The sequence below is a fragment of the Kitasatospora sp. NPDC004614 genome (genome assembly GCF_042873675.1).
GTDB lineage: Bacteria > Actinomycetota > Actinomycetes > Streptomycetales > Streptomycetaceae > Kitasatospora.
Genome location: NZ_JBIALR010000004.1, coordinates 83,968 through 99,946 on the forward strand (window position 1 = coordinate 83,968; position 15,979 = coordinate 99,946).

13 protein-coding genes are annotated in these 15,979 nt (G+C 71.6%); all 13 read left to right on the top strand.

Translation table 11 applies throughout. From position 1 onward, the window contains the following. Positions 1-3 precede the first annotated feature (3 nt). The 13 genes from ACFYST_RS12565 to ACFYST_RS12625 all read left to right on the top strand — a co-directional run bounded on the left by ACFYST_RS12565 (position 4) and on the right by ACFYST_RS12625 (position 15,976). On the top strand, positions 4-996 hold the full coding sequence (locus ACFYST_RS12565) for an aspartate carbamoyltransferase catalytic subunit (protein WP_387861642.1): 993 nt from the start codon (positions 4-6) through the stop codon (positions 994-996). Further along, complete coding sequence (locus ACFYST_RS12570; RefSeq protein ID WP_387642888.1) at positions 993-2,285, top strand: dihydroorotase; 1,293 nt, start codon at positions 993-995, stop codon at positions 2,283-2,285. The genes ACFYST_RS12565 and ACFYST_RS12570 overlap by 4 nt, the downstream gene beginning before the upstream one ends. Continuing rightward, on the top strand, positions 2,285-2,842 hold the full coding sequence (locus ACFYST_RS12575; protein ID WP_387642887.1) for a hypothetical protein: 558 nt from the start codon (positions 2,285-2,287) through the stop codon (positions 2,840-2,842). Before ACFYST_RS12570 ends, ACFYST_RS12575 begins: the two co-directional genes overlap by 1 nt. Next, on the top strand, positions 2,839-3,996 hold the full coding sequence (gene carA / locus ACFYST_RS12580) for a glutamine-hydrolyzing carbamoyl-phosphate synthase small subunit (RefSeq protein ID WP_387642886.1): 1,158 nt from the start codon (positions 2,839-2,841) through the stop codon (positions 3,994-3,996). Before ACFYST_RS12575 ends, carA begins: the two co-directional genes overlap by 4 nt. Then, positions 3,989-7,297, top strand: coding sequence for a carbamoyl-phosphate synthase large subunit (gene carB / locus ACFYST_RS12585; RefSeq protein WP_387861644.1), 3,309 nt, complete (start codon positions 3,989-3,991; stop codon positions 7,295-7,297). Before carA ends, carB begins: the two co-directional genes overlap by 8 nt. 81 nt (positions 7,298-7,378) lie before the next feature. Then, on the top strand, positions 7,379-8,476 hold the full coding sequence (locus ACFYST_RS12590; RefSeq protein ID WP_387642884.1) for a quinone-dependent dihydroorotate dehydrogenase: 1,098 nt from the start codon (positions 7,379-7,381) through the stop codon (positions 8,474-8,476). Positions 8,477-8,532: 56 nt separating this feature from the next. Further along, positions 8,533-9,372: an orotidine-5'-phosphate decarboxylase gene (gene pyrF / locus ACFYST_RS12595; protein WP_387861646.1), complete on the top strand. Its 840-nt coding sequence runs from the start codon at positions 8,533-8,535 to the stop codon at positions 9,370-9,372. Positions 9,373-9,601: 229 nt separating this feature from the next. Continuing rightward, the gene (mihF, locus tag ACFYST_RS12600; RefSeq protein WP_030459182.1) at positions 9,602-9,928 is read left to right on the top strand and encodes an integration host factor, actinobacterial type; all 327 of its coding nucleotides are present in this window, start codon (positions 9,602-9,604) and stop codon (positions 9,926-9,928) included. A gap of 48 nt (positions 9,929-9,976) precedes the next feature. Further along, entirely contained in the window at positions 9,977-10,534 is a 558-nt protein-coding gene (gene gmk / locus ACFYST_RS12605; protein WP_387642882.1) for a guanylate kinase, read from the top strand. A gap of 52 nt (positions 10,535-10,586) precedes the next feature. Next, positions 10,587-10,853, top strand: a complete 267-nt coding sequence (rpoZ, locus tag ACFYST_RS12610) for a DNA-directed RNA polymerase subunit omega (RefSeq protein WP_100835243.1) — start codon at positions 10,587-10,589, stop codon at positions 10,851-10,853. A 307-nt stretch (positions 10,854-11,160) separates the two neighbouring features. Further along, positions 11,161-12,366, top strand: a complete 1,206-nt coding sequence (gene coaBC, locus ACFYST_RS12615; protein WP_387642881.1) for a bifunctional phosphopantothenoylcysteine decarboxylase/phosphopantothenate--cysteine ligase CoaBC — start codon at positions 11,161-11,163, stop codon at positions 12,364-12,366. 236 nt (positions 12,367-12,602) lie between these two features. Further along, a complete protein-coding gene (gene metK, locus ACFYST_RS12620) occupies positions 12,603-13,814 on the top strand; it encodes a methionine adenosyltransferase (RefSeq protein WP_387642880.1) in 1,212 nt (403 codons plus the stop codon). 65 nt (positions 13,815-13,879) lie between these two features. Beyond that, the gene (locus ACFYST_RS12625; RefSeq protein WP_387861648.1) at positions 13,880-15,976 is read left to right on the top strand and encodes a primosomal protein N'; all 2,097 of its coding nucleotides are present in this window, start codon (positions 13,880-13,882) and stop codon (positions 15,974-15,976) included. Positions 15,977-15,979: the final 3 nt, after the last annotated feature.

Genomic DNA, 15,979 nt, shown 5'->3' on the forward strand with positions numbered 1-15,979 from the left:
CGCGTGAAGCGCCACCTCGTCTCCGCCGCCGACCTCAGCCGCGACGACGCGCTGCTGATCCTGGACACCGCCGAGGAGCTCGCCCAGCTCTCCGGACGGGCCGTCAAGAAGCTCCCCACGCTGCGCGGCCGCACCGTCGTCAACCTGTTCTTCGAGGACTCCACCCGCACCAAGACCTCCTTCGAGGTCGCCGAGAAGCGGCTGTCCGCCGACGTCATCAACTTCTCCGCCAAGGGCTCCTCGGTCTCCAAGGGCGAGAGCCTCAAGGACACCGCGCTGACCCTGCAGGCGATGGGCGCCGACGCCGTGGTGATCCGCCACCACGCCTCCGGTGCCGCCGCCCGGCTGGCCGGCTCCGACTGGCTGCACGGCAGCGTCATCAACGCCGGTGACGGCACCCACGAGCACCCCACCCAGGCGCTGCTCGACGCGTTCACCATGCGCCGCCACCTCAACCCCGGCCCCGGCCGCGACCTGGCCGGCCGGAAGATCGCCATCGTCGGCGACATCCTGCACAGCCGGGTCGCCCGCTCCAACGTGCACCTGCTGACCACGCTCGGCGCCGAGGTCACCTTCGTCGCCCCGCCGACGCTGCTGCCGATCGGCATCGAGACCTGGCCCTGCCAGGTCTCCTACGACCTGGACGCCGTGCTGCCGAAGGTCGACGCCGTGATGATGCTGCGGGTGCAGCGCGAGCGGATGAACGCCGCGTTCTTCCCCACCGAGCGCGAGTACTCGCGCCGCTACGGCCTGGACGGGCTGCGCCTCGCCACCATGCCGGAGCACGCCATCGTGATGCACCCCGGCCCGATGGTCCGCGGCATGGAGATCACCGCCGACGTCGCCGACTCGCCGCGCTGCACCGTGGTCGAGCAGGTCGCCAACGGCGTCTCGGTCCGGATGGCCGTCCTTTACCTGCTGCTCGGCGGCGCCGTTTTCGCCGATGGCTCAGCCGACGCAGCCCGCACCATCGAAACCCCGGAGGCCGCCCAGTGACCACCTACCTGATCCGCAACGCCCAGATCCTCGGCGGCGCCCCCCAGGACATCCACCTCGTGGACGGCGTCTTCGCCGCCATCGGCGAGCACCTCGACGTGCAGGCCGACATCGAGATCGACGCCACCGGCCTGATCGCCCTGCCCGGCCTGGTCGACCTGCACACCCACCTGCGCGAGCCCGGCCGCGAGGACGCCGAGACCGTGCTGACCGGCACCCAGTCCGCCGCCATGGGCGGCTACACCGCGGTGCACGCGATGGCCAACACCTTCCCGGTCGCCGACACCGCCGGCGTCGTCGAGCAGGTCTGGCGGCTCGGCCAGGAGTACGGCTACTGCGACGTGCAGCCGGTCGGCGCCGTCACCGTCGGCCTGGAGGGCAAGCAGCTCGCCGAGCTCGGCGCGATGCACGACTCCGCCGCCGGGGTGCGGGTGTTCTCCGACGACGGCAAGTGCGTGGACGACGCGGTCATCATGCGCCGCGCGCTGGAGTACGTGAAGGCCTTCGACGGCGTCGTCGCCCAGCACGCCCAGGAGCCGCGGCTGACCGCCGGCGCCCAGATGAACGAGGGCCTGGTCTCCGGCGAGCTCGGCCTCGGCGGCTGGCCCGCCGTCGCCGAGGAGTCGATCATCGCCCGGGACGTGCTGCTGGCCGCGCACGTCGGCTCCCGGGTGCACATCTGCCACCTGTCCACGGCCGGCTCGGTGGAGATCGTCCGCTGGGCCAAGGGCAAGGGCTGGAACGTCACCGCCGAGGTCACCCCGCACCACCTGCTGCTCACCGACGAACTCGTCCGCAGCTACGACCCGGTGTACAAGGTCAACCCGCCGCTGCGCACCGCCGCGGACGTCGAGGCGCTGCGCGGCGCGCTGGCCGACGGCACCATCGACGCCGTCGCCACCGACCACGCCCCGCACCCGGCGGAGGACAAGGACTGCGAGTGGGCGGTCGCCGCGATGGGCATGGTCGGCCTGGAGACCGCGCTGTCGGTCGTGCAGCAGACCATGGTCGAGACCGGCCTGCTGAACTGGGAGGGCGTCGCGGACCGGATGTCGCACCGCCCGGCCCGGATCGGGCGGCTGACCGGCCACGGACGTCCGGTCTCGGTGGGTGAGCCCGCCAACCTGGTGCTCTTCGATCCCGCGTACCGTGGTGTCGTGAACCCCGACACCTTCGCCACCCGCTCCCGCAACAGCCCCTTCAAGGGCATGGACCTGCCCGGACGGGTGCACGCCACCTTCCTGCGCGGCGAGGCCACCGTCCTCGCGGGCGAACTGGTCGAGCGCTGATGCTGCTCGCCACCGAGAAGGGCCAGGTGACCAACTGGCCCGGGTACATCGGTGCGACGGTCGGCCTGCTGATCCTGGTCGCGCTGGTCTACTGGCTGATGCGCCAGGGCTGGAACTGGCGCCGGACCCTGCAGTCCGACCTGCCGGAACTGCCCGCGGTGCCCGCGCAGCCGGGTGAGACCCTGCTGGCCGCCCCCGGCCGGTACCACGGCTCCACCACCGCCGGGAACTGGCTGGACCGGGTCGTCGCGCACGGCCTGGGTACCCGCAGCCTGGCCGAGCTCACCCTCACCGAGCACGGCCTGCTGGCCCGCCGCCCCGGCGCGGACGACCTGTGGATCCCCGCCGAAGCCCTCACCGGCGCCCGCACCGACTCCGGCATCGCCGGCAAGGTGGTCCCCTCGGGCCTGCTGGTGGTCGGCTGGACGATCGGGGAGCGGGAGTTGGAAAGCGGCTTCCGGCTGGACGCCGCCGCCGAGCACGACGCCTGGGTCGAGGCCGTCGAGGCACTGGTAACACGTACGAGCACGAAGAAGACGGAAGAGGCCGCGAAATGACCGCACCTGCCCCCACCACCACGCGCACCAGGCGGGAGCGAGTGCCTGCCGTGCTCGTCCTGGAGGACGGCCGGACGTTCCGCGGCCAGGCCTACGGCGCGGTCGGCGAGACCTTCGGCGAGGCGGTCTTCAACACCGGCATGTCCGGCTACCAGGAGACCCTGACCGACCCGTCGTACCACCGCCAGGTGGTCGTCATGACGGCCCCGCAGATCGGCAACACCGGCTGGAACGACGAGGACGACGAGTCGCAGCAGATCTGGGTGGCCGGCTACGTGGTCCGCGACCCCTCCCGGGTCGCCTCCAACTGGCGCGCCAAGCGCTCGCTGGACGAGGAGCTGGAGCGCCAGGGCGTCGTCGGCATCAGCGGCATCGACACCCGCGCCCTCACCCGCCACCTGCGCGAGCGCGGCGCGATGCGGGTCGGCATCTTCTCCGGCCCGGCCGTCGAGGACCAGGCCGCGCTGCTGGCCAAGGTGCAGCAGGCCCCCGAGATGAAGGGCGCCGACCTGTGCGCCGAGGTCGCCACCAAGGAGACCTACGTCGTCCCCGCGATCGGTGAGAAGAAGTTCACCGTCGCCGCCCTCGACCTCGGCATCAAGGGCATGACCCCGCAGCGGATGGCCGAGCGCGGCATCGAGGTGCACGTGCTGCCGGCCAACTCCACCGCCGAGGACATCTACGCGGTGCAGCCCGACGGCGTGTTCTTCTCCAACGGCCCGGGCGACCCGGCCACCGCCGACCGGCAGGTCGAGGTGCTGCGCGAGGTGCTGGCCAAGAAGACCCCGTTCTTCGGCATCTGCTTCGGCAACCAGATCCTCGGCCGGGCCCTCGGGTTCGGCACCTACAAGCTCAAGTACGGCCACCGCGGCATCAACCAGCCGGTGCAGGACCGCACCACCGGCAAGGTCGAGGTGACCGCCCACAACCACGGCTTCGCCGTGAACGCGCCGCTGGACAAGGTGAGCGACACCCCCTTCGGGCGGGTCGAGGTCTCCCACGTCTGCCTCAACGACGACGTGGTCGAGGGCCTGCAGGCACTCGACATCCCCGCCTTCAGCGTGCAGTACCACCCCGAAGCGGCAGCCGGCCCGCACGACGCCGCCTACCTCTTCGACCGCTTCGTGAGCCTTATGGAGGCCCAGCGTGCCTAAGCGCACCGACATCAAGTCCGTCCTGGTGATCGGCTCCGGCCCCATCGTCATCGGCCAGGCGGCGGAGTTCGACTACTCGGGTACGCAGGCCTGCCGGGTGCTCAAGGCCGAGGGCCTGCGGGTCATCCTGGTCAACTCCAACCCGGCGACCATCATGACCGACCCGGAGATCGCCGACGCCACCTACGTCGAGCCGATCACCCCGGAGTTCGTCGAGAAGATCATCGCCAAGGAGCGCCCCGACGCGCTGCTGCCGACCCTCGGCGGCCAGACCGCGCTGAACACCGCGATCTCCCTGCACAGCGCCGGCACCCTCGACAAGTACGACGTCGAGCTGATCGGCGCCGACGTCGAGGCGATCAACAAGGGCGAGGACCGCGAGCTGTTCAAGGGCGTGGTCGAGGCCGTCAACGCCAAGATCGGCCACGGCGAGTCCGCCCGCTCGGTGATCTGCCACTCCATGGAGGACGTGCTCGCCGGCGTCGACACCCTCGGCGGCTACCCGGTCGTGGTCCGTCCGTCCTTCACCATGGGCGGCGCCGGCTCCGGCTTCGCGCACGACGAGGAGGACCTGCGCCGCATCGCCGGCCAGGGCCTGACCCTCTCGCCGACCACCGAGGTGCTCCTGGAGGAGTCCATCCTCGGCTGGAAGGAGTACGAGCTCGAGCTGATGCGCGACAAGCACGACAACGTCGTGGTCGTCTGCTCGATCGAGAACTTCGACCCGATGGGCGTGCACACCGGTGACTCGATCACCGTCGCCCCGGCGATGACCCTCACCGACCGCGAGTACCAGATCCTGCGCGACATCGGCATCGCCGTGATCCGCGAGGTCGGCGTCGACACCGGCGGCTGCAACATCCAGTTCGCCGTCAACCCCGTCGACGGCCGGGTCATCGTCATCGAGATGAACCCGCGTGTGTCGAGGTCGTCGGCGCTGGCGTCGAAGGCCACCGGCTTCCCGATCGCCAAGATCGCCGCCAAGCTGGCCGTCGGCTACACGCTGGACGAGATCCCCAACGACATCACCGAGCAGACCCCGGCCTCCTTCGAGCCGACCCTGGACTACGTGGTCGTCAAGGTGCCGCGGTTCGCGTTCGAGAAGTTCCCGTCCGCCGACGCCACGCTGACCACCACCATGAAGTCGGTCGGCGAGGCCATGGCGATGGGCCGCAACTTCCCCGAGGCGCTGAACAAGGCGCTGCGCTCGCTGGAGAAGAAGGGCTCGCAGTTCAGCTTCGTCGGCCAGGTGGGGGAGAAGGACGAGCTGCTGGAGAAGGCTCAGATCCCCACCGACGGCCGGATCAACACCGTCATGGAGGCGATCCGGGCCGGCGCCACCCCCGAGGAGGTGTTCGAGGCCACCAAGATCGACCCGTGGTTCGTCGACCAGCTCTTCCTGATCCACGAGATCGCCGTCGAGCTCGCCGAGGGCGACAAGCTCGACCCGGAGCTGCTGCGCCACGCCAAGCAGCACGGCTTCTCCGACCAGCAGATCGGCGAGATCCGCGGCCTGAAGACCGACGTGGTCCGCGAGGTGCGGCACGCGCTCGGCATCCGCCCGGTGTTCAAGACCGTCGACACCTGCGCCGCCGAATTCGCCGCCAGGACCCCGTACTTCTACTCGTCCTACGACGAGGAGAACGAGGTCGCGCCGCGCACCAAGCCCGCCGTGATCATCCTGGGCTCCGGCCCGAACCGGATCGGTCAGGGCATCGAGTTCGACTACTCCTGCGTGCACGCGTCCTTCGCGCTCGCCGACGCCGGGTACGAGACCGTGATGGTCAACTGCAACCCGGAGACCGTCTCCACCGACTACGACACCTCCGACCGGCTGTACTTCGAGCCGCTCACCCTGGAGGACGTGCTCGAGATCGTCCACGCCGAGCAGCAGGCCGGCCCGCTGGCCGGCGTCATCGTGCAGCTCGGCGGCCAGACCCCGCTGGGCCTGGCGCAGGCGCTCAAGGACAACGGCGCGCCGGTCGTCGGCACCTCGCCCGAGGCGATCCACCTCGCCGAGGAGCGCGGCGCGTTCGGCCGGGTGCTGAAGGACGCGGGCCTGCCCGCCCCCAAGCACGGCACCGCCTTCTCCTTCGACGAGGCCAAGGCCATCGCCGACGAGATCGGCTACCCCGTCCTCGCCCGCCCGTCCTACGTGCTCGGCGGCCGCGGCATGGAGATCGTCTACGACGAGGCCTCGCTCGCCTCCTACCTGGAGCGGCACGCGGGCCTGATCTCCGAGCACCCCGTGCTGATCGACCGCTTCCTCGACGACGCCGTCGAGATCGACGTGGACGCCCTGTACGACGGCGAGGAGCTGTACCTCGGCGGCGTCATGGAGCACATCGAGGAGGCCGGCATCCACTCCGGTGACTCGGCGTGCGCGCTGCCGCCGATCACCCTCGGCGGGTACGACATCAAGCGGCTGCGCTCCGCAACCGAGGGCATCGCCAAGGGAGTTGGCGTCCGCGGACTGATCAACATCCAGTTCGCGCTGTCCGGCGACATCCTGTACGTGCTGGAGGCCAACCCGCGCGCCTCCCGCACCGTGCCGTTCACCTCCAAGGCGACCGCCGTGCCGCTGGCCAAGGCCGCCGCCCGGATCTCGCTCGGCGCCACCATCGCCGAACTGCGCGCCGAGGGCCTGCTGCCGCGCGAGGGCGACGGCGGCACGCTGCCCGCCGACGCGCCGATCTCCGTCAAGGAGGCCGTGATGCCGTGGTCGCGCTTCCGCGACGTGCACGGCCGCGGCGTGGACACCGTGCTCGGCCCGGAGATGCGCTCCACCGGCGAGGTCATGGGCATCGACCGGGTCTTCGGCACCGCCTACGCGAAGTCCCAGACCGGCGCGTACGGCGCCCTGCCCACCAGCGGCAAGGTGTTCGTCTCGGTCGCCAACCGCGACAAGCGCAACCTGGTCTTCCCGGCCCGCGCGCTGGTCGAGCTCGGCTTCGAACTGCTCGCCACCACCGGCACCGCCGAGGTCCTGCAGCGGGCCGGCATCCCCGCCACCGTGGTGCGCAAGCACTCCGAGGGCGAGGGCCCGAACGGCGAGAAGACCATCGTCCAGCTGATCCACGAGGGCGGCATCGACCTCATCATCAACACCCCGTACGGCACCGGCGGCCGGATGGACGGCTACGAGATCCGCACCGCCGCGGTCTCCCGCGCCGTCCCCTGCCTGACCACCGTGCAGGCGATGGGCGCGGCCGTGCAGGGCATCGACGCGCTGCACCGCGGCGAGGTCGGCGTGATGTCGCTGCAGGAACACGCGGCGCTGATCAACTCCGGCCGCCAGTAGGTCGAAAACCGTGGGGGGCACACCGCACGCCGGGTGCCCCCCACGTCCATGCCCGAGCCCAGCCAGCCGTCGGAGGCCCACGTGTACAAGCTGCTGTTCAACCTGCTGTTCAAGAAGATGGACCCGGAGAAGGCCCACCACCTGGCGTTCTTCTGGATCAGGCTGGCCAGCTCGGTGCCCGGCCTGCGCTCGCTGGTGCGGGCCGTGCTCGCCCCGCGCGACCCCAAGCTGCGCACCACCGCCCTCGGCCTGGACCTGCCCGGCCCGTTCGGCCTCGGCGCCGGCTTCGACAAGAACGGCATCGGCATCGACGGCCTGTCGATGCTCGGCTTCGACTACGTCGAGATCGGCACCATCACCGGCGAGCCCCAGCCCGGCAACCCCGCGCCGCGCCTGTTCCGCCTGATCGAGGACCGCGCGCTGATCAACCGGATGGGCTTCAACAACCAGGGCTCCGCCCGGGTCGCCGCCCGCCTGGCCGGCCGCGCGCGCACCAGCAGCACCCCCGTGGTCGGCATCAACATCGGCAAGACCAAGGTCGTTCCCGAGGACCAGGCGACGCCCGACTACCTGAAGAGCGCCAAGGCGCTGGCGCCCTACGCCGACTACCTGGTCGTCAACGTCTCCTCGCCGAACACCCCCGGGCTGCGCAACCTGCAGGCCGTGCAGATCCTCGGCCCGCTGCTGTGGGACGTCCGCAAGGCCGCCGACGAGGTCACCACCCACCACGTGCCGCTGCTGGTGAAGATCGCCCCCGACCTCGCCGACGAGGACATCGACGAGATCGCCGACATGGCGCTGCACCTCGGCCTGGACGGCATCATCGCCACCAACACCACCATCGGCCGTGAAGGCCTGAAGACCCCCGCCGCGCGGATCGAGGAGATCGGCATGGGCGGCCTGTCCGGCGCCCCGCTGAAGGCCCGCTCGCTGGAGGTGCTGGAGCGGCTGCGCAAGCGCACCGAGGGCCGCCTGGCGATCATCTCGGTCGGCGGCATCGAGACCGCCGAGGACGCCTGGCAGCGCATCCTGGCCGGCGCCGACCTGGTCCAGGGCTACTCCGCGTTCATCTACGAAGGCCCGTTCTGGATGCGCAAGGTCCACAAGGGCCTGTCCGCGCGCCTGCGCGCCGCCGGCTACGCGTCCATCGGCGAGGCGGTCGGCAAGGGCATCCGCTGAGCCTGTTCCTCGAAACGGGCAGCCGACCACATTCTTGAGACTGAGGAAAGACACCGATGACTGACATCACGCCGTTCGGCACCCGCCTGCGGACCGCCCTGGACACTCGCGGCCAGCTCTGCGTCGGCATCGACCCGCACGGCTCGCTGCTCACCGCCTGGGGCCTGAACGACGACCTCGCGGGCCTGGAGAGCTTCTCGCGCACCGTGGTGGAGGCGCTGGCCGACCGGGTCGCCGTGCTGAAGCCGCAGTCGGCGTTCTTCGAGCGCTTCGGCAGTCGCGGCATCGCGGTGCTGGAGCGCACCGTCACCGAGGCCCGGGAGGCGGGCGCGCTGGTGCTGATGGACGCCAAGCGCGGCGACATCGGCTCCACCATGGCCGCCTACGCGGAGACCTTCCTGGCGCCGGACAGCCCGCTGTTCTCCGACGCGCTCACCGTCAGCCCGTACCTGGGCTTCGGTTCGCTGCAGCCGGCCGTCGACCTGGCGCACGCCAACGGCTGCGGTCTGTTCGCGCTGGCTTTGACCTCCAACCCCGAGGGCCACGAGGTGCAGCGGGCGATCGGCGCGGACGGCGAGAGCGTCGCGCAGGCCGTGCTGCGGCGGCTCGCGGCGGAGAACTCCGGTGCGGCGCCGCTGGGTTCGTTCGGTGCGGTGGTCGGCGCGACGCTCGCCGACGCGGGCGTGGACCTGGCGATCAACGGCCCGCTGCTGGCCCCCGGCGTGGGTGCGCAGGGCGCCACCGCGCAGGACCTGCCGCGGGTGTTCGGCGACCAGGTGCGCAACGTGGTGCCCAGTGTGAGCCGCGATGTGCTGAAGCACGGACCGTCGGTCGCCGCACTGCGACAGGCCGCGCAGGTGTTCGTCGATGATGTGAGGGCCGTCACAAACGCGTGACCCAGGGGTGGCCAACTCGGCTGATTTGCCCGGAAAAGTCCCGGGTCGGCCCCTGCTGACCTGGACTTTTCGTGTTCTTTTCCTGACGTGGCGGCCCAAGTTGGGTAGTGTCCGGCGGTAGGACGCCAGTTGGCGGTGGTTCCGGCCACCGTCGCAGGTCAGAGCCTGTGGCGTCCGGGCACAACCCAGTCATGGAACATCCCTTCCATCCACACCTGAGGTGAACGGCGTGGCTCTTCCGCCCCTTACTCCCGAACAGCGCACCGCCGCGCTCGCCAAGGCCGCCGAGGCTCGCCGGAAGCGTGCCGACGTCAAGAACCGGCTGAAGCACTCGGGCGCCTCGCTGCACGACGTCATCAAGGCCGGCAAGTCCGACGACGAGGTCATCGGCAAGATGAAGGTCTCCGCTCTGCTGGAGTCCCTGCCGGGTGTCGGCAAGGTCCGCGCCAAGCAGATCATGGAGCGCCTCGGCATCTCCGAGAGCCGTCGTGTGCGGGGCCTCGGTACGAACCAGATCGCGTCCCTGGAGCGGGAGTTCGGCGGCGCCGCCTCCTGAACGGAGGCCGGTGTCGGCGGAACCTCCGCGATCCGGGATAATCGGTACATGAGTGAGCGTCCGCGGCTGACCGTGCTCTCCGGCCCCTCCGGGGTCGGCAAGAGCACGGTCGTCGCTCATATGAGGAAGCAGTTCCCCGAGGTCTGGCTGTCGGTGTCGGCGACGACCCGCCACCCGCGCCCGGGTGAGCGCGACGGAGTGCAGTACCACTTCGTCGACAACGAGCAGTTCGACAAGCTGGTCGCCAACGGCGAACTGCTGGAGTGGGCAGTGTTCGCCGGCAACCGGTACGGGACCCCCCGGCAGGCCGTCGTCGACAAGCTCGACAAGGGCGAGCCGGTGCTGCTGGAGATCGACCTCCAGGGTGCCCGGCAGGTCAAGGAGTCGATGCCCGAGGCCCAGTTGGTCTTCCTGGCCCCGCCGAGCTGGGACGAGCTGGTGCGCCGGCTCACCGGCCGCGGCACCGAGTCGCAGGCCGTCATCGACGAGCGGCTGGCAGCGGCCCGGATCGAGCTCGCCGCTGAGGCGGAGTTCGACACGACGCTTGTCAATACCTCCGTCGAGCAGGTAGCGGCCGAACTGCTAGCCTTGCTCGGTGTAGCCTGACCGGATCGGCTGCATCCAGCCAATCCATGAAAACCACTTCGGAAGGTTCAGCGTGTCCTCTTCGATGACCGCGCCCGAGGGCATCATCAACCCGCCGATCGACGAGCTGCTCGAGGCCACCGACTCCAAGTACAGCCTGGTGATCTACGCGGCCAAGCGTGCCCGCCAGATCAACGCGTACTACTCCCAGCTCGGCGAGGGCCTGCTGGAGTACGTCGGCCCGCTGGTCGACACCCACGTGCACGAGAAGCCGCTGTCGATCGCGCTCCGCGAGATCAACGCCGGCCTGCTCACCGCCGAGGCGATCGAGGGCGCCTGAGCCCCCAGCATTTCCTTCGAGGGCCCGTCCGATGCCATGTGCGTCGGGCGGGCCCTCGGCATGTGCGCGGGCGGGCCGGTGGTGTCTGGGTGGCCGGGGCGGAGTTGGTCTATGCGCAGATAATCTCCGCGTAGACAATCTCCGGCGCGTGATCACTTATGACCGGGTGCGATCACTTGCGAACAGCCGCCACCTCCCCCGGGGTGTGCGCGGGTGGGCCGGTGGTGTGCGCGGAGACACGTCGCAGCGGTCCGGCGGCGGGTCGTAAGGTGGGCTGGTTGACCCGTCGTTAGGAGAATCGACCGCCATGACCGCGCCCCGTGTCGTCCTCGGTGTCAGCGGCGGGATCGCCGCGTACAAGGCCTGCGAACTACTGCGCCGGTTCACCGAGTCCGGGCACCAGGTGCAGGTGGTGCCGACCGCCGCCGCGCTGCACTTCGTCGGCGAGGCGACCTGGGCGGCGCTGTCCGGGCGGCCCGCCGCCACCGAGACCTGGGAGCGGGTGCACGAGGTCCCGCACGTGCGGATCGGGCAGCAGGCCGACCTGGTGGTGGTCGCCCCGGCCACCGCCGACCTGCTCGCCAAGGCCGCCCACGGCCTCGCCGACGACCTGCTCACCAACACCCTGCTGACCGCCCGCTGCCCGGTGGTGTTCGCGCCCGCCATGCACACCGAGATGTGGGAGCACCCGGCCACCCAGGAGAACGTGGCCACGCTGCGCCGCCGCGGCGCGATCGTCATCGAGCCCGCCGTGGGCCGGCTGACCGGCGTGGACACCGGCAAGGGCCGGCTGCCCGACCCGGGCGAGATCTTCGCCGCCTGCCGGCGGGTGCTGGCCCGCGGTTCGCTGGAGCAGGACCTGGCCGGCCGGCACGTGGTGGTCTCCGCCGGCGGCACCCGGGAGCCGCTGGACCCGGTGCGCTTCCTCGGCAACCGCTCGTCCGGCAAGCAGGGTTACGCGCTGGCCGCCACCGCCGCCGCCCGCGGCGCCCGGGTCACCCTGATCGCCGCGAACACCGCGCTGCCCGACCCGGCGGGGGTGGACGTGGTCCGGGCCGGCACCGCGCTGCAGCTGCGCGACGCCGTGCTGAAGGCCGCCGCCGGGGCCGACGCCGTGGTGATGGCCGCCGCGGTCGCCGACTTCCGGCCCGCCGAGTATGTCACCGGCAAGATCAAGAAGGTGGACGGGGTCGAGCCCGCGCCGATCGTGCTGGTCCGCAACCCCGACATCCTGGCCGAGATCTCCGCCGACCGGGCCCGCCCCGGACAGCTGGTGGTCGGCTTCGCCGCCGAGACCGACGACGTGCTCGCCAACGGCCGCGCCAAGCTCGCCCGCAAGGGCTGCGATCTGCTGGTGGTCAACGAGGTCGGCGACGGCAAGGCGTTCGGCCAGGACACCAACAGCGCGGTGCTGCTCGGCGCGGACGGTTCGGAGGTCCACATCGCGGATGGTCCGAAGGAGATGCTGGCCGACGCGATCTGGGACCAGGTCGCCGTCCGGCTCGCCGACTGACTTCTGCAAAACCCCGAGCGGCCCGGGCAGTTGGGGATCGGCTCGGGGTGTTCCGGGAGTGTTTCCGCCGGTTTCACCCGGATGTGATTCACATCGCGGACATGTTCGGGGCGCACAGAGAGTGTCCGTGATCGGTAGCCGACCGTTACACTCCACAGCAGGAATCAAGTCTTTCCGGATGCCTCGGGACTTCCGAGCGCATTCAGTCAGCAGCCGCTGCAACCCCAGGGAGCGCTGTGTCTCGCCGCCTGTTCACCTCGGAGTCCGTCACCGAGGGCCACCCCGACAAGATCGCTGACCAGATCAGCGACACGATTCTGGACGCCCTCCTCAAGGACGACCCGACCTCCCGCGTCGCCGTGGAGACCCTGATCACCACCGGCCTGGTGCACATCGCCGGTGAGGTCACCACCAAGGCGTACGCGCCGATCGCCCAGCTCGTCCGCGAGAAGATCCTGGAGATCGGCTACGACTCGTCGAAGAAGGGCTTCGACGGCGCCTCCTGCGGCGTGTCGGTGTCCATCGGCTCGCAGTCCCCGGACATCGCGCAGGGCGTCGACACCGCCCACGAGCACCGGGTCGAGGGCGATGTCGAGGACGAGCTGGACCGGCAGGGCGCCGGCGACCAGGGCCTGATGTTCGGCTACGCCTGCGACGACACCCCCGAGCTGATGCCGCTGCCGATCACCCTGGCGCACCGGCTCTCCCGCCGCCTGACCGAGGTCCGCAAGAACGGGACCATCCCGTACCTGCGCCCCGACGGCAAGACCCAGGTCACCATCGAGTACGACGGCGACCGCGCCGTCCGCCTGGACACCGTCGTGGTCTCCTCGCAGCACGCCTCGGACATCGACCTGGAGTCGCTGCTCACCCCGGACATCCGCGAGTTCGTGGTCGAGCCGGAGCTCAAGGCGCTCGCCGACGAGGGCATCAAGCTCACCACCGAGGGCTACCGCCTGCTGGTCAACCCGACCGGCCGCTTCGAGATCGGCGGCCCGATGGGCGACGCCGGCCTCACCGGTCGCAAGATCATCATCGACACCTACGGCGGCATGGCCCGCCACGGTGGCGGCGCGTTCTCCGGCAAGGACCCGTCCAAGGTCGACCGCTCCGCCGCGTACGCGATGCGCTGGGTGGCGAAGAACATCGTCGCCGCCGGCCTCGCCGGCCGCGCCGAGGTGCAGGTCGCGTACGCGATCGGCAAGGCCGAGCCGGTCGGCCTGTTCGTGGAGACCTTCGGCACCGAGACCGTTCCGGTGCAGAAGATCCAGGAAGCCGTCAGCAAGGTCTTCGACCTCCGCCCGGCCGCGATCATCCGCGACCTGGACCTGCTGCGGCCGATCTACGCCCAGACCGCCGCGTACGGCCACTTCGGCCGTGAGCTGCCGGACTTCACCTGGGAGCGCACCGACCGCGTGGACGCGCTGAAGGCCGCTGTCGCCGCCTGAGCTCGCTGTTGACGCTGCCGCCCGTCGAGGGATTCTCCTCGGCGGGCGGCTTTGTCGTTGTGTCGGTGCGGTCCGCTAGGTTTGGGGGCGTGAGCAGCGCGGACGGGGCCGGGGAGCAGTTGGCGTTCATCCGGGAGACAGTGCGCCGGGCGAAGCCTCGGGCCGCGCGCGGCGTCGTCCTGGCGGAGCGGAAGCCGGTGGCCCGGGTGCTGGTCGACAAGGGCGTGCTGAGCCTCGACCAGTACTTCGACTACGCGGTGCCCGAGGCGACGTCCGAGGACGCCCGGCCCGGCGTCCGGGTCCGGGTCCGCTTCGGGGGGCGGGTCGGCGCGCACGGGCGGCGCGAGGGCGGGGCGCTGCACGACGGGTTCATCGTCGAACGGCGGGACGACTCCGACTACGCGGGCCCGCTGGCGCCGCTGGCCCGGGTGCTCTCGCCCGAGGTGGTGCTGACGCCCGGGCTGCTGCGGCTGTGCCGGGCCGTCGCCGACCGGTACGCGGGCACCCTTGCCGATGTGCTGCAGCTGGCGATCCCGCCGCGGCACGCCGGGGCCGAGGGCGAGGACTCGCCGCGGCCGCTGCCGCCGCCCGGCGCTCCGGCGGCGGGCAGTTGGGAGCGGTACGCGCACGGGCCGGACTTCCTGGCCTCGCTGGCGGGCGGCCATGCGCCGCGTGCGGTGTGGACGGCGCTGCCCGGCCCCGAGTGGCCGTTCGAGATCGCGCGGGCGGTGGCGGCGACGCTCGCCTCCGGGCGCGGTGCGCTGGTGGTGCTGCCGGACGGGCGCTCGGTCGCCCGGGTCGACGCCGCGCTGCGGGGCGTGCTCGGGGAGGGCCGACACGCGGTGCTGGCCGCCGAGGCGGGCCCGCAGGAACGGTACCGGCGGTGGCTGGCCGTCAGTCGGGGCTCGGTGCACGCCGCGATCGGGACCCGCGCGGCGGTGTTCGCGCCGGTCCGTGACCTCGGGTTGGTGGTGGTGTGGTCGGACGGCGACAGCAGCCACAGCGATCCCAACGCGCCGTACCCGCACGTGCGGGAGGTGGCGCTGCTGCGGGCCGCCGAGGAGGGCGCCGCGATGCTGCTCGGCGGCGTCTCGATGACCGTCGAGGCCGCGCAGCTGCTGCGCAGTGGGTGGGCGCGGCCGCTGGCCGCTCCGCGCGAGGTCGTCCGGCAGGTCGCACCGCGGGTGCGGACGGTGACCGAGCACGACCAGGGCCGGGACGCGGCGGCGCAGGCCGCGCGGCTGCCCTCGGTGGCGTGGGAGACGGCGCGCGAGGCGCTTTCGCGCGGCCCGGTGCTGATTCAGGTCCCGCGGCGGGGTTACGCGCCCCGGCTGGCGTGCGGGCGCTGCCGCGAGCCGGTGCGGTGTCGTGCGTGCGGGGGGCCGCTGGAGTCTCCGGCGGCGGACGCGGCGCTGGTGTGCGCGTGGTGCGGGACGGAGGAGCACGACTGGCACTGCCTGGAGTGCGGGTCGTTCCGGCTGCGGGCACAGGTGGTGGGCGTGCGGCGGACGGCGGAGGAGCTCGGGAAAGCGTTCCCGCGGGTGCCGGTGCGGACGTCCGGGCGGGACGCGATCCTTGCTTCCGTCCCTTCGTCCCCGGCGCTGGTGATCTCGACGCCGGGCGCGGAGCCGGTGGCGGAGGGGCCCGGATACGCGGCGGCGCTGCTGCTGGACGGGTGGGCGCTGCTGAACCGGCCCGACCTGCGGGCCGGCGAGGAGACGGTGCGGCGGTGGCTGACGGCCGCCTCGCTGGTCCGTCCGGCCGGGGACGGCGGGACGGTGGTGGTGGTCGCCGAGGCGGCCTCGAGGCCCGTGCAGGCGCTGGTGCGATGGGATCCCGCCGGGCACGCCGGGATGGAACTCGACGAGCGGGAGGAACTCCGGTTCCCGCCGGTGTCCCGGATGGCCGCGGTGACGGGACCCCCACAGGCCGTGGAGGACCTGCTGGGGTTGGTGCGGCTGCCCGAGGGCGCGGACGTGCTCGGGCCGGTGCCGGTGTACGGCGGGCCCAAGGGCGAGACCGCCGAGCGGGCGCTGGTGCGGGTCGCGCCTGGGCAGGGCGCCGCGCTGGCTTCGGCACTGAAGGCGGCGCAGATCGCCCGGCTGGCGCTGCGAGGGGCGGAGACGGTGCGGATTCGGGTGGACCCGACAGACATCGGTTGAGTC

Bases quoted from the DNA above. Each gene is read 5' to 3' on its own strand.
- carA (WP_387642886.1), top strand. From the start codon at position 2,839: ATGACCGCACCTGCCCCCACCACCACGCGCACCAGGCGGGAGCGAGTG.
- pyrF (WP_387861646.1), top strand. From the start codon at position 8,533: ATGACTGACATCACGCCGTTCGGCACCCGCCTGCGGACCGCCCTGGAC.
- coaBC (WP_387642881.1), top strand. From the start codon at position 11,161: ATGACCGCGCCCCGTGTCGTCCTCGGTGTCAGCGGCGGGATCGCCGCG.
- gmk (WP_387642882.1), top strand. From the start codon at position 9,977: ATGAGTGAGCGTCCGCGGCTGACCGTGCTCTCCGGCCCCTCCGGGGTC.
- ACFYST_RS12575 (WP_387642887.1), top strand. From the start codon at position 2,285: ATGCTGCTCGCCACCGAGAAGGGCCAGGTGACCAACTGGCCCGGGTAC.